Annotated in this window: 16 protein-coding genes; 5 read left to right on the plus strand and 11 right to left on the minus strand. The window is 67.1% G+C overall.

Annotated features, from left to right (window positions below; all coding sequences use genetic code 11):
• Window positions 1-2: 2 nt before the first annotated feature.
• From AB6732_RS10860 to AB6732_RS10885, 6 genes are all read right to left on the minus strand, one after another.
• Complete coding sequence (locus tag AB6732_RS10860) at window positions 3-1,286, minus strand: ABC transporter permease (protein ID WP_370959971.1); 1,284 nt, start codon at window positions 1,284-1,286, stop codon at window positions 3-5.
• A complete protein-coding gene (locus tag AB6732_RS10865) occupies window positions 1,283-2,494 on the minus strand; it encodes an ABC transporter permease (RefSeq protein WP_370959972.1) in 1,212 nt (403 codons plus the stop codon). The genes AB6732_RS10860 and AB6732_RS10865 overlap by 4 nt, the downstream gene beginning before the upstream one ends.
• Entirely contained in the window at window positions 2,487-4,079 is a 1,593-nt protein-coding gene (locus AB6732_RS10870; RefSeq protein WP_370959973.1) for an ABC transporter ATP-binding protein, read from the minus strand. The genes AB6732_RS10865 and AB6732_RS10870 overlap by 8 nt, the downstream gene beginning before the upstream one ends.
• A 180-nt stretch (window positions 4,080-4,259) precedes the next feature.
• The gene (locus AB6732_RS10875; protein WP_370960123.1) at window positions 4,260-5,312 is read right to left on the minus strand and encodes a BMP family protein; all 1,053 of its coding nucleotides are present in this window, start codon (window positions 5,310-5,312) and stop codon (window positions 4,260-4,262) included.
• Window positions 5,313-5,525: 213 nt separating this feature from the next.
• On the minus strand, window positions 5,526-6,734 hold the full coding sequence (locus AB6732_RS10880) for an amidohydrolase (protein ID WP_370959974.1): 1,209 nt from the start codon (window positions 6,732-6,734) through the stop codon (window positions 5,526-5,528).
• 51 nt (window positions 6,735-6,785) lie between these two features.
• Window positions 6,786-7,883, minus strand: coding sequence for a mannose-1-phosphate guanylyltransferase (locus AB6732_RS10885; protein WP_107002383.1), 1,098 nt, complete (start codon window positions 7,881-7,883; stop codon window positions 6,786-6,788).
• A gap of 290 nt (window positions 7,884-8,173) precedes the next feature.
• On the opposite strand from AB6732_RS10885, the gene sdhC reads away from it, so the two are divergent.
• Genes sdhC through AB6732_RS10905 form a run of 4 tightly spaced genes read left to right on the plus strand, consistent with a single transcriptional unit; the run spans window position 8,174 to window position 11,661 of the window.
• Window positions 8,174-8,554, plus strand: a complete 381-nt coding sequence (gene sdhC / locus AB6732_RS10890; protein WP_082724158.1) for a succinate dehydrogenase, cytochrome b556 subunit — start codon at window positions 8,174-8,176, stop codon at window positions 8,552-8,554.
• Window positions 8,555-8,557: 3 nt separating this feature from the next.
• Window positions 8,558-9,031, plus strand: a complete 474-nt coding sequence (locus tag AB6732_RS10895) for a succinate dehydrogenase hydrophobic membrane anchor subunit (RefSeq protein ID WP_066214463.1) — start codon at window positions 8,558-8,560, stop codon at window positions 9,029-9,031.
• A 60-nt stretch (window positions 9,032-9,091) separates the two neighbouring features.
• Window positions 9,092-10,879, plus strand: coding sequence for a succinate dehydrogenase flavoprotein subunit (gene sdhA / locus AB6732_RS10900; RefSeq protein ID WP_370959975.1), 1,788 nt, complete (start codon window positions 9,092-9,094; stop codon window positions 10,877-10,879).
• Window positions 10,879-11,661, plus strand: coding sequence for a succinate dehydrogenase iron-sulfur subunit (locus tag AB6732_RS10905; RefSeq protein ID WP_107002242.1), 783 nt, complete (start codon window positions 10,879-10,881; stop codon window positions 11,659-11,661). The genes sdhA and AB6732_RS10905 overlap by 1 nt, the downstream gene beginning before the upstream one ends.
• Window positions 11,662-11,669: 8 nt before the next feature.
• On the opposite strand, the gene AB6732_RS10910 is transcribed toward AB6732_RS10905, so the two are convergent.
• Window positions 11,670-11,792 (minus strand): hypothetical protein, encoded by a 123-nt coding sequence (locus AB6732_RS10910; protein ID WP_370959976.1) that lies wholly within the window; start codon window positions 11,790-11,792, stop codon window positions 11,670-11,672.
• Window positions 11,793-11,921: 129 nt separating this feature from the next.
• Here AB6732_RS10910 and AB6732_RS10915 point away from each other — a divergent pair, with 129 nt between their 5' ends.
• Complete coding sequence (locus tag AB6732_RS10915) at window positions 11,922-12,686, plus strand: alpha/beta hydrolase family protein (protein WP_370959977.1); 765 nt, start codon at window positions 11,922-11,924, stop codon at window positions 12,684-12,686.
• A 63-nt stretch (window positions 12,687-12,749) separates the two neighbouring features.
• Here the strand turns inward: AB6732_RS10915 and AB6732_RS10920 are convergent, their stop codons facing one another.
• From AB6732_RS10920 to AB6732_RS10935, 4 genes are read right to left on the minus strand one after another with little or no spacing between them, the layout of a single operon-like run.
• On the minus strand, window positions 12,750-13,814 hold the full coding sequence (locus tag AB6732_RS10920; RefSeq protein WP_370959978.1) for a YihY/virulence factor BrkB family protein: 1,065 nt from the start codon (window positions 13,812-13,814) through the stop codon (window positions 12,750-12,752).
• A complete protein-coding gene (locus tag AB6732_RS10925) occupies window positions 13,789-14,376 on the minus strand; it encodes a 2'-5' RNA ligase family protein (protein ID WP_066214454.1) in 588 nt (195 codons plus the stop codon). The genes AB6732_RS10920 and AB6732_RS10925 overlap by 26 nt, the downstream gene beginning before the upstream one ends.
• Before the next feature lie 4 nt (window positions 14,377-14,380).
• Entirely contained in the window at window positions 14,381-15,445 is a 1,065-nt protein-coding gene (gene trpS / locus AB6732_RS10930; RefSeq protein ID WP_370959979.1) for a tryptophan--tRNA ligase, read from the minus strand.
• Between the two features lie 42 nt (window positions 15,446-15,487).
• Complete coding sequence (locus AB6732_RS10935; protein ID WP_370959980.1) at window positions 15,488-16,300, minus strand: exodeoxyribonuclease III; 813 nt, start codon at window positions 16,298-16,300, stop codon at window positions 15,488-15,490.
• Window positions 16,301-16,306: the final 6 nt, after the last annotated feature.

Below are 16,306 nucleotides of genomic sequence, written 5' to 3' on the forward strand. Positions count from 1 at the left end.
GCCTATTCCTTCACATAGGGGACGCCGCTGGCCGCCGGCGGCCGCGAACGGCCCACCAGCCCGGCCACCGCGAGGATCGTCACCAGGTACGGCAGCATGGCCATGAACTGGCTCGGAACCGGGGTGCCGATGATCGTGACGAGCGACTGCAGATTGTCCGCGAAGCCGAAGAGCAACGCGGCCAGGAAGGCGCCGATCGGGTTCCAGCGGCCGAAGATGAGAGCGGCGAGGGCGATGAAGCCACGGCCGCCCGAGATCTCCTTGGTGAAAGAGTCCACGGCCACCAGGGTGAAGTAGGAACCGCCGATGCCGGCGATCGCGCCGCCCAGGGTGACGTTCCAGAACCGCGTGGCGTTGACGTTGATGCCCAGGGTGTCGGCGGCCTGCGGGTGCTCACCCACGGCGCGGACCCGCAGGCCCCACTTGGTCTTGAACAAGCCGACCCACACCACGAACACGGCCACGTACATGAGGTAGCCGATGATCGACTGCTTGAAGAGGATCGGTCCGATGAGCGGGATGCTGGACAGCACCGGGATGTCGATCACAGGCAGGTGCGCGGGCGAGTTCAGCTTCTCCGGGTCGGACTGCAGCAGCGTGGAGAAGAAGAACCCGGTCAGACCTGAGACCAGCACGTTCAGCACCACGCCCACGATGATCTGGTTGACCAGGTAGCGGATGCTGAAGACGGCCAGGACCATCGAGACGAGCGCGCCGGCCACCGCGGCGGCCAGCAGACCGGCGAAGGCGTTGTGCGTCACGCTGCCCACCAGGGCCGCGGTGAACGCGCCGCCCAGAAGCTGCCCTTCGATGGCGATGTTCACGACGCCGACGCGTTCGCAGAGCACGCCGGACAGGGAACCGAACACGAGCGGCACGGCGAGGGTCACCGAACCGGCAAGCAGACCGGCCAGCGAGATCTCGTGCAGGCGCGCCCCGCCGACCACTGCGGTCAGGAAGGCGATCACGAAGGCCGCCGCGAAGACGGCCACGGCCCAGATCGGCACCGTGCGGGCACGGTTCCGCAGCACGACGGACCACGCGGCGATGGCGATCATGACGACGCCCAGCACCAGGCCCGTGGCCTTCGCCGGGAGGGTCACGACGGGGAGCTGGAAGAAATCGCCGTCCTGGGAGATCCCGAATCCCGCGGTCGAGTCCGGTCCGAGGATCCCGCAGAACAGGAATGCGGCGACGGCCACGACGCCGAGCATGACGGGGATCTTCCAGCCGACGGGCTTCAGGCCGGCCTCCACCGGGGCGGGACTTGCAACTGCTGTGCTCATACGGCACCTCCGGTGAGCGGGACGGCCTTGGTGGCCTTCTTCTTACGGTTCATCCCGAAGACCGCCTTGACCAGCGGCGGGGCCGCGATGAACAACACGATGAGGGACTGGACGATCAGGACGATGTCGATGGGGGTTCCGGTCTGGATCTGCATCTGGACCGCACCGGCGCGGAACGCTCCGAAGAGCAGACCCGCCGCGAAGGTGCCCCAGGGGGTGGAGCGGCCGAGCAGGGCCACCGTGATGGCGTCGAAGCCGTAGCTGGCGGCGACGCCGTCGGTCAGGACCTTCTCGGTGCCGGCCACCTGCGCGACGCCTCCCAGGCCGGACAGCGCGCCGGCGAATGCCATGACGAGAACGGTGGCGCGGGAGACGTTGACGCCCGCGGTCTGCGCGGCCTTCGGGTTGGCGCCCACGGCGCGGAACTCGAAGCCCCAGGTGGAGCGGTTCAGGAGCCACCACACGAACACCGTGGCGGCGATTGCCAGCAGGAAGCCTGCGTGCAGACGGTACTGATCCCCCGCGATCAGCGGGTAGACCGCGTTCGGGTCGAGGGTCGGCGAGATCGGGTTGGTCTCCCCCGGGCGCTGGAATTCCGGAGTGGTCAGCAGGTACCGCAGGAAGTACAGGGCCACGTAGTTGAACATGATGGTCAGGATGACCTCGTGGGCGCCGGTGCGTGCCTTCAGGTAGCCCACCAGGCCGCCCCAGACCGCGCCGCCCAGGACACCGGCGATGATCACCAGCAGCAGGTGCAGGAACGGCGGCAGGTGCCAGGCGAAACCGAGGTACGCGGCGAGCGTGCCGGAGACGATGATCTGGCCCTGGGCGCCGATGTTGAACAGGCCCGCACGGAAGGCCAGGGCCACGCCCAGTGCCGCCGTGATGAGCGGGGTCGCGATGGTCAGGGTCTCCATGAAGGGACCGAAGTGACCCAGCGGGCCCGTGGCCTCCGGGGAGTACACGGCCCCCTGGAACAGTGCGACGTACGAGTTGGTGGCGGCCTTCCAGAGGGCGCTCAGGAAGTCCGTGGGACGGGCGAACAGGTACCCCGCCGTGGTGGCGACGTCCTTGTCCGTGGCCGCGATGAGCAGGCCGCCCAGCACCAGGGCCAGGAACACGGCCAGGAAGGACACCATCGCGTTGCCCGTGAAGATCTTCTTCACGATCTCCTGGCCGTCCAGCCGAGGCTGTTCTTGCTTACTCACCGGCTTCTCCTGCCTGATCCGTCTGAATGTCCCCGGCCTGATGGCGGCCGGGTTGCTGCTGCGTGGAGGTGCTGTGGGCGGCGTCCTCCGGCGAGAGGCCCGCCATCATGAGGCCGAGCACATCGCGGGGCGTGTCCGAGGGGACGATGCCCACCACCTTGCCCTTGTAGAGGACGGCGATCCGGTCCGCGAGTTCCACCACCTCGTCGAGTTCGGTGGACACGATCATCACCGGGATGCCCTTGTCCCGCTCCGACACGATCCGGCGGTGCAGGAACTCGATGGACCCCACGTCCACACCACGGGTGGGCTGGGACGCGATGAAGAGGCGCAGAGGCCGGGACAGTTCCCGGGCCATGACCACCTTCTGCTGGTTGCCGCCCGAGAGCGAGCCGACCGGCGTCGCGCCGGAGGGGGTGCGGATGTCGAACTCGTCGATCTTCGCGGTGGCGTTGGCCGCCACCTTGCCCGGATCCATGGCGACACCGCGGGCGAAGGGCGCCTGGTCGTACAGGTCCAGCACGAGGTTCTCCGCGACGGAGAACGGGCCGACCAGGCCGTCCTCCTTGCGGTCCTCGGGGACGAAGCCCACGCCGGCGTGCAGGACTTCCTTGACGTTGCGGCCCAGGAGTTCCTTGCCGTCCAGGGTGATCGAGCCGGCCACGTGGTCCTGAAGACCCAGGATGGCCTCGGTCAGCTCGGTCTGGCCGTTCCCCTGCACACCCGCGACGGCGAGGATCTCGCCTTCCGCGATGTCCAGATCGATACCGTCCACCACCCGCTGGCCGTTCGGGGCCAGGACGGTCAGATCGCGGATCGAGAACGTGGTCTTGCCGGGGTTCGCGGGTTCCTTGTTCAGGGTCAGGCTGACGGGGCGGCCCACCATGAGGGCGGCGAGCTCCGTGGTGGACGCGCTCGGATCGGCGTTGCCCACCACCTTGCCGCGGCGGATCACGGTGATGGTGTCGGAGACGGCCCGCACCTCGCGGAGCTTGTGGGAGATGAAGAGGATGGACGTCCCGGACGCCTTGAGCTGACGCATGATGTCCAGGAGCTCGTCGGTCTCCTGCGGGGTCAGCACGGCGGTGGGCTCATCCAGGATGAGGACCTTCGCCTCGCGCACCAGGGCCTTGATGATCTCGACCCGCTGCTGCACGCCGACAGGGAGGTCCTCCACCAGGGCGTCCGGGTCGACGTTGAAGCCGTACTGATCGGAGATCTCGCGGATCCGAGTCTTGGTGGACTCCAGGTCCAGGAAGCCGCCGGCCTTGGTGGTCTCGCCACCGAGGGCGACGTTCTCGGCGACGGTGAACACGGGGACCAGCATGAAGTGCTGGTGCACCATGCCGATGCCCGCCGCCATCGCATCGCCCGGACCGCGGAAGCTCATGGGCTTCCCGTCCACCACGATCTCGCCCTCGGTGGGCTCGTAGAGGCCGTAGAGGACGTTCATGAGAGTCGACTTCCCCGCGCCGTTCTCACCGAGGAGGCAGTGGATCTGCCCCGGCTCAACCACCACATCGATATGATCGTTGGCCACGAAAGTGCCGAAGGTCTTGGTGATCCCCCGAAGCTCAAGTTTCACGCTGTTGTTTCCGTTCCATCAGATGATGCCCTGTGCGGTCGTCCCATTGCATCGGATACCCAGCAGGCTATCCCAGCACCCGGACCCGCGGTGCAGGTCTTCACTCACGCAAAGCGCCGCCGCCCCCGGCCCGGCGGAATTCACCGGGCGACGGGGGCGGCGGCACTCACGCCGGAAGCCCTACTGCTTGGGGCTGGCCTTGGACTCGACCTTGATCTTGCCGTCGACGATGTCCTTCTTCAGAGCATCCAGCTCGCTCTGGAGGTCGGCCGGGACGGCCGAGGCGAGGTCGTGGAACGGCGCAACGTCGACGCCGCCGTTGGCCAGCGTGCCGACGTAAGGCTTGGCGGTGAACTTGCCGTCCTTGTCGTCCTTGATCACGGTCTCGACGGCTTCGTCCATCTTCTTGATGACGGAGGTCAGCATGAGGCCCTTGTACTCGGGGGCGGTCAGGTAGCCATCGGAGTCGACCCACACGAGCTTGACGTCCTTGCCGCTGGCCTTGGCTTCCTTCAGAGCGCTGGCAGCGCCCTTGCCCACCGGACCGGCGACGGGCATGATGATGTCCGCTCCGCCGTCGAGCAGGGACTTGGTGACCTGCTTGCCCTTGTCCTGCTTCTCGAAGTCACCGGTGAAGGTGCCGTCCTGCTTGTCCTTGTCCCAGCCGAGGACCTGGACGCTCTTGCCCTTCTTCTCGTTGAAGTACTTCACGCCGTCCGCGAAGCCGTCCATGAAGATGGTGACGGTGGGGATCTTGATGCCGCCGAAGGTGCCGACCTTGCCGGTCTTCGTGGTGGCGGCAGCGGCGTAGCCGGCCAGGAACGCGGCCTGAGCCGTGTCGTAGATGATCGGCTTCACGTTCGCGATTTCCTTGTCGTACGCGAAGTCGATGATGGTGAAGTGCTTGCTCGGGTTGGCCGTGGCCTGAGCCTTGGTGGCGTCACCCAGGAGGAAGCCGACCGTGACGGTCAGGTTGCAGCCGGCGTTGACCATGGCGCGGAGGTTCGGCTCGAAGTCGTTGTTCGACTTGGACTCGATCTCCTTGGTCGTGATGCTCAGGTCCTTCTCGGACTTCTTCAGACCTTCGTACGAGGACTGGTTGAAGGACTGGTCATCGAATCCGCCGGAGTCGGAGACGATGCACGCCTTGTAGTCACTGCTGCCGGCTGCGGAGCCGGACTTCTGCTCCGGGGCTGCGCCACAGGCGGAGAGCAGCAGGGCTGCGGCGCTCATGCCTGCTACGCCGACCAGCGAACCGCGCTTGGCTGCGCCGAGGGCGCGCGCCTGCTTGGAAATCTTCAAGGATCCTCCAGAAAACTCGAAATGCCCAAGCATCCATGGCCCGGGCGGTGATGAAGGCAACATTACTCAGTGATCCACACCGCCCGCTACCACGGACGGCTGGATATGCACTGATCGTTGAATATTTGTTACCTATGGGTAGGCCTAGGCCTCGTCGAGATCCCTGATGGTGCGCAGCGCGGCCCCCGCCAGGACCCTGATCCCGTAGCCGAGCGCCCGCTCGTCGAGGATGTAGTCGCCGCGGTGCAGATCGTATTCCTCACCTCCGGGGGTGCGGGTGCCGAGGCGCATCATCGCGCCCGGGACGTCTGCCAGGAACCAGGCGAAGTCCTCCCCGCCCATGGACTGCGGGGTGAGCACGACGGCGTTCTCGCCCAGTTCGGCACGGGCCGCGGCCTCGATCAGGGCGGTCTCGTGCTCCGAGTTCACCACCGGCGGCACGCCGCGGGTGTGTTCCAGGTGGACGTCCACGCCGTAGGGGGCGGCGACCTGCTGCACCACCGCGTCCAGGAGTTCCCCGGCGCCGTGCCAGGCGTCGCGGTCCAGGCAGCGCATCGTGCCCGCCATGTAGCCGTTCGCCGGAATGGCGTTGGGCGCGGAGCCCGCGCTGATCTGACCCCACACCACGGAGACGGCGCTGCGCACGTCGATGCGGCGGGACAGCACGGCCGGGACGTTCACGGCGATCTGAGCGAGCGCGAACACGAGGTCCTCGGTCAGGTGCGGCCGTGAAGTGTGGCCGCCGCGCCCGGTCAGCTCGATCTTGATGGTGTCCGACGCCGAGGTGATCGCCCCGATGCGCGTGCCGATGTGCCCGACGTCGATCTTGGGATCACAGTGCAGCGCCATGATGCGCGGCACGCCGTCCAGGACTCCCTGAGCGATACAGGACAGCGCACCGCCCGGCATGGTCTCTTCGGCCGGCTGGAAGATGATCCGGACGGTTCCGCCGAGCGGCTCCGACTGGTGCATCGCGTGCAGCACGAGCGCGACCCCCAGCATCGTGGTGGTGTGCACATCGTGCCCGCAGGCGTGCGTCACGCCGTGATTGGTGCTCGCGAACGGAAGACCCGTCTCCTCGATGATCGGCAGGGCGTCGATGTCGCCACGGAGCGCCGTCGAGATGGGCCCCTCCCCCACGTCCACCACGACGCCGGTGCCCTCGAGGCGCCGCGGGGTCAGGCCCGCGGCCTCCAGACGGGCCACGAGACGGTCCGTGGTGCGGAACTCCTTGAAGGAGAGTTCAGGGTGCGCGTGCAGGTCCCGGCGGAACTCGATCAGCTCCGGCAGGAGCGGTTCCAGCCAGGGTCCGGCAAGCTGCGGCGGGTTCGATTCGCTGGAGTAGTTGCGCACCCTGACACTTTAGAGCGGGCGTGCGGAAAAACCTCAAAAGGTCACGCGGGGTTACAGAACGTCCGTATCTCCGCTGGCCTTGAAGGCGTCCACGGCGCTCTTCACGCGCTGGGCGTGCTCCGTGGTGGTCACCAGCAGGGCGTCCGGGGTGTCCACGATCACGACGTCCTTGATGCCGATCAGCGCGATCACGCGCTTGGTGTCCGCCACGACGACGCCGCTCGCGTCCTCGGTGAAGACGCGGGGGTCATCGCCCAGGACGGTGACGTCATCGACCTCGCGCGCGCTGTTGAGGCGGCCGATCGCGGCGAAGTCCCCGACATCGTCCCAGCCGAACTCACCGGGCACGACGGCGACGTCACCGGCAGCGGCGGCGGGCTCGGCCACGGCGTAGTCGATGGCGATCTTCGGCAGGGTCGGCCAGATGCGCGCCGTGACCGCGTCACGGTCCGGGGTGTCCCAGGCGCGCGCGATCTCCAGGAGACCGGCGTGCAGCTCCGGCTGGTTGATCTCGAGGTGCTTGAGCATGAGGGCGACCGGGGCGACGAACATGCCGGCGTTCCAGACGTAGTCCCCGCTGTCGAGGTACTGCCGCGCCACGGTCTCATTGGGCTTCTCCACGAACTCCACCACGGCGTGGGCGTTCGGGGCCTCCTCCACCTTCAGGAGCTCGCCGACGCGGATGTAGCCGAAGCCCGTCGACGGGTGTGTCGGCTTGATGCCGATCGTGACGATCTTGCCGGTGGCGGCGGTGTGGATCGCTTCGCGGACGGCCGCCTGGAAGACGTGGGTGGGGCTGATGACCTGGTCGGCGGCGAAGGAGCCCATGATGGTCTCGGGATCGCGCTCGTGCAGGATGGCGGCGGCGAGTCCGATCGCGGCGGCGGAGTCCTTGGGTTCGCTCTCGAGCACCAGGTCCCGGTCGGAGAGCTCCGGCAGCTGACGGCAGACGGCGGCGCGGTGCGCCTGCCCGGTGACCACGAGGACGCGGCCTTCCGCGAGAGGCTCCAGCCGGTCGTACGTCGCCCGGATGAGGGTGCTGCCCGAACCGGTCAGATCATGCAGGAACTTGGGAGCGGCCGCCCGGGAGAGAGGCCACAGCCGGGTACCTACGCCGCCGGCAGGGATGACCGCGAAGAAGCGGGACATCGCGTGGCTGCGGGCGTCCACATTGTCGTTACTCACCCCCACATGGTAGGCGACGGACCCCCTGATGAGGGCGCAGGCCTGCCCGGGCGCACCGGTCGTTTGTGGCATTAATCTCACGTGCAGTCGCATTTGCCCGAATTCCGCACTCGCATTATTGGGGCAAGGCAAAGCTAAATTGAATAAGCTGTGAGCGAAGCCTAGATTTGGCTTGGGCCATCAGGCTCACACAGCATGCGTTCCCCCGCATGGACTACATGCCAGCGCTGCCGTGTTCCAGGGAGGTTTATTCAGTGCCGACGAAACCAGCTGGCACCTTGTACCGCGGCCGGGAAGGCATGTGGTCTTGGGTTGGGCACCGCATCACCGGTGTTGTGATCTTCTTCTTCTTGTTGGTGCACGTCCTGGACACGTCGCTGGTCCGCGTGTCCCCGGAGGTCTACACCAGCGTCATCGGGGCGTATAAGAACCCCCTCATGGCCGTGGGCGAGACCGGCCTCGTGGCCGCGATCCTGTTCCACGCCTTCAATGGCCTGCGTGTCATCGCGATCGATTTCTGGAAGAAGGGCGCCAAGTACCAGCGCCAGATGCTCTGGGCCGTGCTCATCATCTGGGTCGTGGTCTTCGCAGCCTTCGCCATCCGTCACCTCAGCCTGGCACTGGGAGGTCACTAAGCCATGAGCACGATTCAGGCTCCTCGCAGCGGCAACAGCCGCATCGCCCCGCAGTACCGCCGGACGTCCGGCTCCAAGGGCAACTTCGAGATGTTCGCATGGCTCTTCATGCGCCTCTCCGGTGTCGTCCTGGTGGTGCTGATCTTCGGCCACCTCTTCGTCAACCTCATGGTCGGTCAGGGCATCCACGCCATCGACTTCGGCTTCGTGGCCGGCAAGTGGGCCGACCCGTTCTGGCAGTTCTGGGACCTGGCCATGCTGTGGCTGGCGTTCCTGCACGGCAGCAACGGCGTCCGCACGATCATCAACGACTACGCCGAGAAGGACAGCACCCGTCGCGTCCTCAAGACGCTGCTCTACGTCGCGTCCGCCGTCGTCGTGGTTCTGGGCACGCTGGTGATCTTCACCTTCGACCCGTGCCCGGTGCTCAACGGCCAGCTCATGGACGGCGCGCCGTCCTTCTGCCCGGCCCCGTAGCATCCAGGCCGCCCGCGGCCTGAGCAGAAGATTTTCCTGGAAGAGAGAAGGCATCTGAGAATGCAGGTCCACAAGTACGATGTTGTGATCATCGGCGCCGGTGGCGCCGGAATGCGCGCAGCGATCGAAGCTGGCCAGCGTGCCCGCACGGCCGTGCTGACCAAGCTCTACCCCACCCGCTCCCACACGGGCGCCGCTCAGGGCGGCATGTGCGCGGCACTCGCCAATGTCGAAGAGGACAACTGGGAGTGGCACACCTTCGACACCGTCAAGGGCGGTGACTACCTGGTGGACCAGGACGCCGCCGAGGTCATGGCGAAGGAAGCCATCGACGCCGTGCTGGACCTGGAGAAGATGGGTCTGCCGTTCAACCGCACGCCCGAAGGCCGCATCGACCAGCGCCGCTTCGGCGGCCACACCCGCGACCACGGCAAGGCGCCTGTCCGCCGTGCCTGTTACGCCGCGGACCGCACCGGTCACATGATCCTTCAGACGCTCTACCAGAACTGCGTCAAGCACAATGTGGAGTTCTACAACGAGTACTACGTGCTCGACCTCCTGACGGTCGAAGAGGACGCGGTCCGTGAGGACGGCACCTCGTACAAGCAGAAGCGCGTCGCCGGTGTGGTCTCCTACGACCTCGCCACCGGTGAACTGCACGTCTTCCAGGCCAAGAGCGTGGTGTTCGCCTCCGGCGGCGCCGGCAAGGTCTTCAAGACCACGTCCAACGCTCACACCCTCACCGGTGACGGCATGGGCATCGCCTTCCGCCGTGGCATCCCGCTGGAGGACATGGAGTTCTTCCAGTTCCACCCGACCGGCCTGGCCGGCCTCGGCATCCTGCTCTCCGAAGCGGCCCGCGGTGAAGGCGCCATCCTGCGCAACTCCGAGGGTGAGCGCTTCATGGAGCGTTACGCCCCCACCATCAAGGACCTGGCGCCCCGCGACATCGTGGCACGCTCCATGGCCAACGAGGTCCGTGAAGGCCGCGGCTGCGGCCCGAACAAGGACTACGTGCTGCTCGACCTGACGCACCTGGAGCCGGCTCACATCGATGCCAAGCTCCCGGACATCACCGAGTTCGCCCGCACCTACCTCGGCGTGGAGCCCTACACCGAGCCCGTGCCGGTGTTCCCGACCGCGCACTACGCCATGGGCGGCATCCCCACCAACATCTCCACCGAGGTCCTCCAGGACAACGACACGGTGATCCCGGGTCTGTTCGCCGCCGGCGAGGTGGCCTGCGTGTCCGTGCACGGTTCCAACCGTCTCGGCACCAACTCCCTCCTGGACATCAACGTCTTCGGCAAGCGCGCCGGCGTCGCCGCCGCGGAGTACGCCAAGGGCGCCGACTACGTGGAGCTGCCGGAGGATCCTGAGGCCTTCACGATCGGCCTGCTGGACTCCGTCCGCAACGCCAACGGCACCGAGCGCGTCGCCGCGATCCGCAAGGAACTCCAGGACACCATGGACGCGAACATGCAGGTGTTCCGCTCCGCGGAGACCCTGAACCAGGTGCTCCAGGACATCGCCTCCTTCGAGGAGCGGTACAAGAACATCTCCATCCAGGACAAGGGCAAGCGCTTCAACCTGGATCTCCTCGAGGCCGTCGAGCTCGGATTCCTGCTGGAACTCGCCAAGGTCATGACCGTGGCGGCCCTGCACCGTGAGGAATCCCGCGGCGGCCACTACCGCGAGGACTTCCCCGACCGTGACGACGCCAAGTTCATGAAGCACTCCATGGCTTACAAGGACTCCGAGTCGTCCGCCGAACACGTCGCCGGCATCCGTCTGGACACCAAGCCGGTGATCTTCACCCGTTACGAGCCGATGGAGCGTAAGTACTGATGACTGCCGCAACCGCTGAACCCGCATCCAAGGTGGAGCTGCCGGCGAGTGCCGGAGGCGGCGGGGAGATCCCGTCCTTCGACATCACGCTGCGCGTCCGTCGTTACAACCCGGAGGTCTCGGAAGAGGCCCACTGGGATGACTTCACGCTCACCATGTACGGCACCGACCGTGTCCTGGACGCCCTCCACAAGGTCAAGTGGGACCACGACGGCTCGCTCTCGTTCCGTCGCTCCTGCGCCCACGGCGTGTGCGGCTCCGATGCCATGCGCATCAACGGCCGCAACCGCCTGGCCTGCAAGACCCTGCTGAAGGACCTGGACACGTCCAAGCCCATCACCGTGGAGCCGATCAAGGGCCTCCCGGTGGAGAAGGACCTGATCGTGGACATGGAACCGTTCTTCCAGTCCTACCGCGAGGTCATGCCGTTCCTCATCCCGGGCGGCCACGAGCCCACCAAGGAACGCCTGCAGTCCCCCGAGGACCGTCAGCGCTTCGATGACACCACCAAGTGCATCCTCTGCGCCGCCTGCACCTCCAGCTGCCCGGTGTTCTGGACCGATGGCCAGTACTTCGGCCCGGCCGCGATCGTGAACGCGCACCGCTTCATCTTCGATTCCCGTGATGACGCCGGTGACATGCGCCTCGAGATCCTCAACGACAAGGAAGGCGTGTGGCGCTGCCGCACCACCTTCAACTGCTCCGAGGCCTGCCCGCGTGGCATCCAGATCACGCAGGCGATCGCCGAGGTCAAGCAGGCGATCCTCACGCGCAACATCTGATCTCCGCGTCAGCCGACGACGACGGCGCCGCTCACCGTGAGGTGAGCGGCGCCGTTCGCATTTCCGGGCGCTGTCGTGCACGCCTGGCCGTCCTCGCCTCCTCTCCCGCTCGCGAGAAGCCAGTTGGGCATGGTGCAGGGTCGTGGGATTGTGCCCAACTGGCGTCTCGCGGGCGACACCGGCAGTCCTGCTTCACATCCGGCACGAGTGACTCCGGCCCGGTACGCTTCTGAGGGCTACGACAGACGAAAGGCGGCCCGATGCCCACCACCCTCAAGGTCAGCTTCGACGGCAGCACGGGCGCACGCCTGGCCGGCATCCTGGACGTCCCGGACGGACCGGTCCGTGGCTGGGGCCTCTTCTCGCACGGACTGACACTGGGCAAAGACAGCCCGTCGGCCTCCCGGATCTGCAAGGGCCTCGCCGAACAGGGCGTCGGGATGCTGCGCTTCGACAATCTCGGGCTGGGCGACTCCGACGGCGACTGGTCGGACGGATCCTTCAGCGTCAAGGTGGCGGACACGGTCAAGGCGGCGGAGTTCCTGCGCGGCGAGGGCAAGGCGGCCAGCCTCCTGGTGGGCCACTCCTTCGGTGGGGCCGCTGTCCTCGCCGCCGCGTCCTCGCTCCCCGAGGTGGCGGCCGTGGCGACCGTCGCGGCACCCTATGAACCGCGCCATGTGGAGCACATGTTCGACGCCGAGGTGGACACCATCCTCTCCACCGGCAGCGCCGAAGTGGACCTGGGCGGCCGCCGTCGTGAGGTCCGCCGGCACTTCGTGGAGGATGTCCAGCAGGCCGATCTGCGGGAGTGCATCCGCGGCCTGCACCGGCCTCTCATGGTGCTCCACTCCCCCACCGACAACACCGTGGGGATCGACAATGCCAGCGCCATCTTCCAGACGGCCAGGCACCCCCGGAGCTTCGTCTCCCTGGAGGGCACCGAGCACCTCCTGACGGGCAAGGGGCAGGCGGCGCGCGTGGCCCGCATCATCTCCGCGTGGGCGGAGCAGTACCTCAGCGTCTGAGGTCGGCCGGGCGCTTGAGGAGGGCCGGCCGTCTGAGAGCGTCCGGAGCCCGTCGACAGGCGCTCAGGCCTCGCCAGACTCCGAGCCGGAAGCCTCGACGTCGGCCGCACGCACGGTTGACCACGACGTGCACAGCAACAGCACCATGCTGAGCAGGTTCAGCCACACCAGGACACCCACGACGATGCCGAACGAGGCCATGACGGGGTTCTTCGTGGCCATGCCGAGCAGTTCACTGCTCAGGGCCTGCATGATCGTCAGGATGACGGCGCAGATCACGACGCCTTCAAGGAACGGTTTCCGGGGGAACTTCAGGCGGGCGCCCACCCGCATGAGCAGCGCCGCCGTGCAGCCGTTCAGGATCAGGCCCGCCGCGATCGCCAGGAACGGGATCCGCACGACCTGTTCGAAGGGTGTGCCGGCCAGGAGGTGGCCCAGCAGATCGCTGGAGAACAGCGTGATGCCGACGCTGAGGATGAGGGCCAGGGCCATCAGCAGCAAGGTGGCCAGGTCGAGGAGCCGGGCGACGACGAAGTTCTCCTTGAGCGGCTGCTGCGCGGCCACCTGACGCATGCCTTCCCGGGTGCCGCCGATCCAGCCCAGCGAGCTGAACAGGGCGACGATCAAGGACAGGACCACGGTCCAGCTCAGGCCACCGGGGTCGAGGAACTTGTCGGGGTCGATGAGCCCCGGGCCGTCGCCGCGTTTGATGACGCCGGGCAGGGCCTTGGACGCGGCGGTCAGGATGCTGTCGCGGAACTCCGGGTGCCCGTTGAGCACGAGTCCGCCGATGCCGAAGCCCGCCACGGTCAGCGCGCCGATCGAGAAGAACATCCGGAAGGCCACGCCGCCGGCCACGAGCGAGCCGTTGCGGGCTTGGAAGTTGCCCCAGACCCTCAGGGGAAGCCAGGTGGCAGTCAGGGCCGCCAGCCAGGCGAAGAAGGCCCCGAGGAAGGCGGGGGTCCGCTGACCCTGGCCGAATCCGCGCCAGAGGGCATCCCGGCGTCGTCGTTCCTCACGGCGGAGGCCCGCCCGGTCAAGGGGCGAGACCTCCTCCCCCGCCGTGTCCTCCGGCAAGGGTTCAGTGCTGTTCTCGGGCGCCTCAGCGCTGTTTCGGTGTCCCGCCAAGAGGAACTTCCTCCCGTAGTTTCCAGAATCCGTTGGCCACGTGCTCGTACACACCGATGCGGTCCACCGTGATGGTGGCCGCGTAGGAGGCCAGGGCCTCCTCGGCGTCGGTCAGACTGCTCTCCCCTACATCATGGGCCACGGTGACGTGCGGGTGATAGGGGAAGGCCGGCTCGCGGTCCAGCGGCCCGGCCTGCAGGGCCTCGTGCAGCTGCACGCAGTCCTCGAATCCCTCCACCACGTTCAGGTACACCACGGGCGAGACGGGCCGGAAGGATCCGGTGCCGTTCAGGGTGATGGTGAACGGGTCCGTGTCCGTGGCGACCGAGCGGACGTGCTCCAGCGCGCTGGGCCAGTCGGCGGCCGGGGTGGTAGTCACCAGCGTGATGTGCGCGGGGACGTGGGAGGCCATGGGATCGCCGAAGGAGGCGCGCCAGACCTGGAGTTCGGACGCGATGTCCTCCGGGAAGCCGATGATCACGCCGACGCAGGGCTGCGTCTCCTCAGCAGGGTCGGGACCCTGCTGAGTGACGGCGCCCCCGGCGTTCGGCTCCTGGCACATGGGTTCAGTCTGCCTGTCCTGCAGGAGCCAGGAAACCCACCTTCTCGTAGACGTCCGCGAGCACCGGAGCGGCGACGGCGCGCGCCTTCTCCGCGCCGCGGGCCAGCAGACGGTCGAGTTCGGCCGGGTCCTCCAGCAGTTCCAGCGTGCGGGCCCTGATCGGCTCCAGGCGCTCGACGACGGCGTCCGCGACGGCGACCTTGAGGTGGCCGTACATCTTGCCCTGGAAATCCTCGACCAGAGTCTCCACGGGGGTGTCGCTCACGGTGGAGAGGATCTCGAGCAGATTGCTGACGCCCGGCTTCTCCTGGCGGTCGAAGGAGATCTCCGTGCCCGCGTCCGTCACGGCGGACTTGATGCGCTTGGCGATCACCTTCGGCTCATCGAGGATGTTGATGAGGCCGTTCGGGCTCGACGCGGACTTCGACATCTTGGACGTGGGGGCCTGCAGATCGTAGATCCGGGCGCCGTCCTTGCGGATCAGGGCCTTGGGCAGGCGGAACGTCTCGCCGAAGCGGTGGTTGAAGCGCTGGGCCAGGTCACGGGCCAGTTCCACGTGCTGCTTCTGGTCGTCCCCGACCGGCACGGCGTCCGGCAGGTAGAGCAGGATGTCCGCGGCCATGAGCATGGGGTAGGTGAACAGTCCCACGCCCGCCGAGTCCAGGCCGCCCTTGGCCGACTTGTCCTTGAACTGGGTCATCCGGGAGGCCTCGCCGAAACCGGTGATGCACATCATGACCCAGGCCAGCTGCGCGTGCTCGGGCACGTGGGACTGGACGAACAGCGTGGACTTCTCGACGTCGATGCCACCGGCGATGTACTGAGCAGCCGTCCGCCGGGTGCGCTCGGCCAGTTCGGCCGGGTCCTGGGGCACGGTGATCGCGTGCATGTCCGGGATGAAGTAGAAGGTGTCGTAGTCCTCCTGGGCCTTGACCCAGTTGACCAGGGCGCCCAGGTAGTTGCCCAGGTGCAGCGAATCCGCGGACGGCTGCATCCCGGAGAGGACGCGGGGCCTGCGGTCTGCGTGCAGGGTGAGGAATTCTTCTTCGGTGATGGTGTTGTGGCTCATGGTGTCCTTGGGAACGCGCGGGTCGCCCCGGCGCGCTGCCTCTCAGAGGCTGTAGTCGACCACCAGGGGTGCGTGGTCGGAGAAACGGGTGTCGTAGCTGGCTGCGCGGTCCACCACGGCCTGCCGCGCACGGGCGGCGAGGGCGGGGGTGGCCATGTGGTAGTCGATACGCCAACCCGTGTCGTTGTCGAACGCCTGGCCCCGCTGGGACCACCAGGTGTACGGACCGTCCACCGGTCCGGCCAGCTCGCGTGCCACGTCCTTGAACCCGATCTCCTCACCGAAGAACCGGTCGAAGTAGGCGCGCTCCTCCGGCAGGAAACCTGCGCGCTTGGTGTTGCCGCGCCAGTTCTTGATGTCCAGCTCGGTGTGACCGACGTTGAGGTCACCCGTGATGAGAACATGATCGCTCTCGGCGGCCAGGGCCGGCAGGCGGGTGATCATGGTGTCGAGGAAGCGGTACTTGTCGACCTGCTTGGGGGTGTCGACCTCGCCGGAGTGCACATAGGCGCTGACGACGGTGAGCTTCTCGCCGTTGGGGAGGCCGAAGTCGGCTTCCACCCAGCGGCCCGTGGTGGCGAAGTAGTCGTCGCCGATGCCGACGCGCGTGGCGAGAGGCTTCTCGCGGGAGACCAGCGCGACCCCGGCACGGCCCTTGGCTTCCGCCTCGGCGTGCAGGATGTGCCAGCCTTCGCCGATCAGGTCGAAGACCACATCGTCAGGGGCGCGAACCTCCTGGAGCGTGAGGATGTCCACGTCCCGGCCGGCCAGCCACTCGGCCATACCCTTGCGGTAGGCGGCCCGGATGCCGTTGACGTTGACGGTCGCAATGCGCAGATAGTCCTTCTCAGCCACGTTCAC

Source organism: Arthrobacter sp. RCC_34 (assembly GCF_041360795.1).
GTDB lineage: Bacteria > Actinomycetota > Actinomycetes > Actinomycetales > Micrococcaceae > Arthrobacter_E.

Excerpts from the sequence above, each read along its gene's own strand:
- AB6732_RS10860 (WP_370959971.1), bottom strand. The coding sequence starts at position 1,286 with ATGAGCACAGCAGTTGCAAGTCCCGCCCCGGTGGAGGCCGGCCTGAAG.
- AB6732_RS10875 (WP_370960123.1), bottom strand. The coding sequence starts at position 5,312 with ATGAGCGCCGCAGCCCTGCTGCTCTCCGCCTGTGGCGCAGCCCCGGAG.
- AB6732_RS10885 (WP_107002383.1), bottom strand. The coding sequence starts at position 7,883 with ATGTCCCGCTTCTTCGCGGTCATCCCTGCCGGCGGCGTAGGTACCCGG.
- AB6732_RS10895 (WP_066214463.1), top strand. The coding sequence starts at position 8,558 with ATGAGCACGATTCAGGCTCCTCGCAGCGGCAACAGCCGCATCGCCCCG.
- sdhA (WP_370959975.1), top strand. The coding sequence starts at position 9,092 with ATGCAGGTCCACAAGTACGATGTTGTGATCATCGGCGCCGGTGGCGCC.
- AB6732_RS10905 (WP_107002242.1), top strand. The coding sequence starts at position 10,879 with ATGACTGCCGCAACCGCTGAACCCGCATCCAAGGTGGAGCTGCCGGCG.
- AB6732_RS10910 (WP_370959976.1), bottom strand. The coding sequence starts at position 11,792 with ATGCCCAACTGGCTTCTCGCGAGCGGGAGAGGAGGCGAGGACGGCCAG.
- AB6732_RS10915 (WP_370959977.1), top strand. The coding sequence starts at position 11,922 with ATGCCCACCACCCTCAAGGTCAGCTTCGACGGCAGCACGGGCGCACGC.
- AB6732_RS10925 (WP_066214454.1), bottom strand. The coding sequence starts at position 14,376 with ATGTGCCAGGAGCCGAACGCCGGGGGCGCCGTCACTCAGCAGGGTCCC.
- trpS (WP_370959979.1), bottom strand. The coding sequence starts at position 15,445 with ATGAGCCACAACACCATCACCGAAGAAGAATTCCTCACCCTGCACGCA.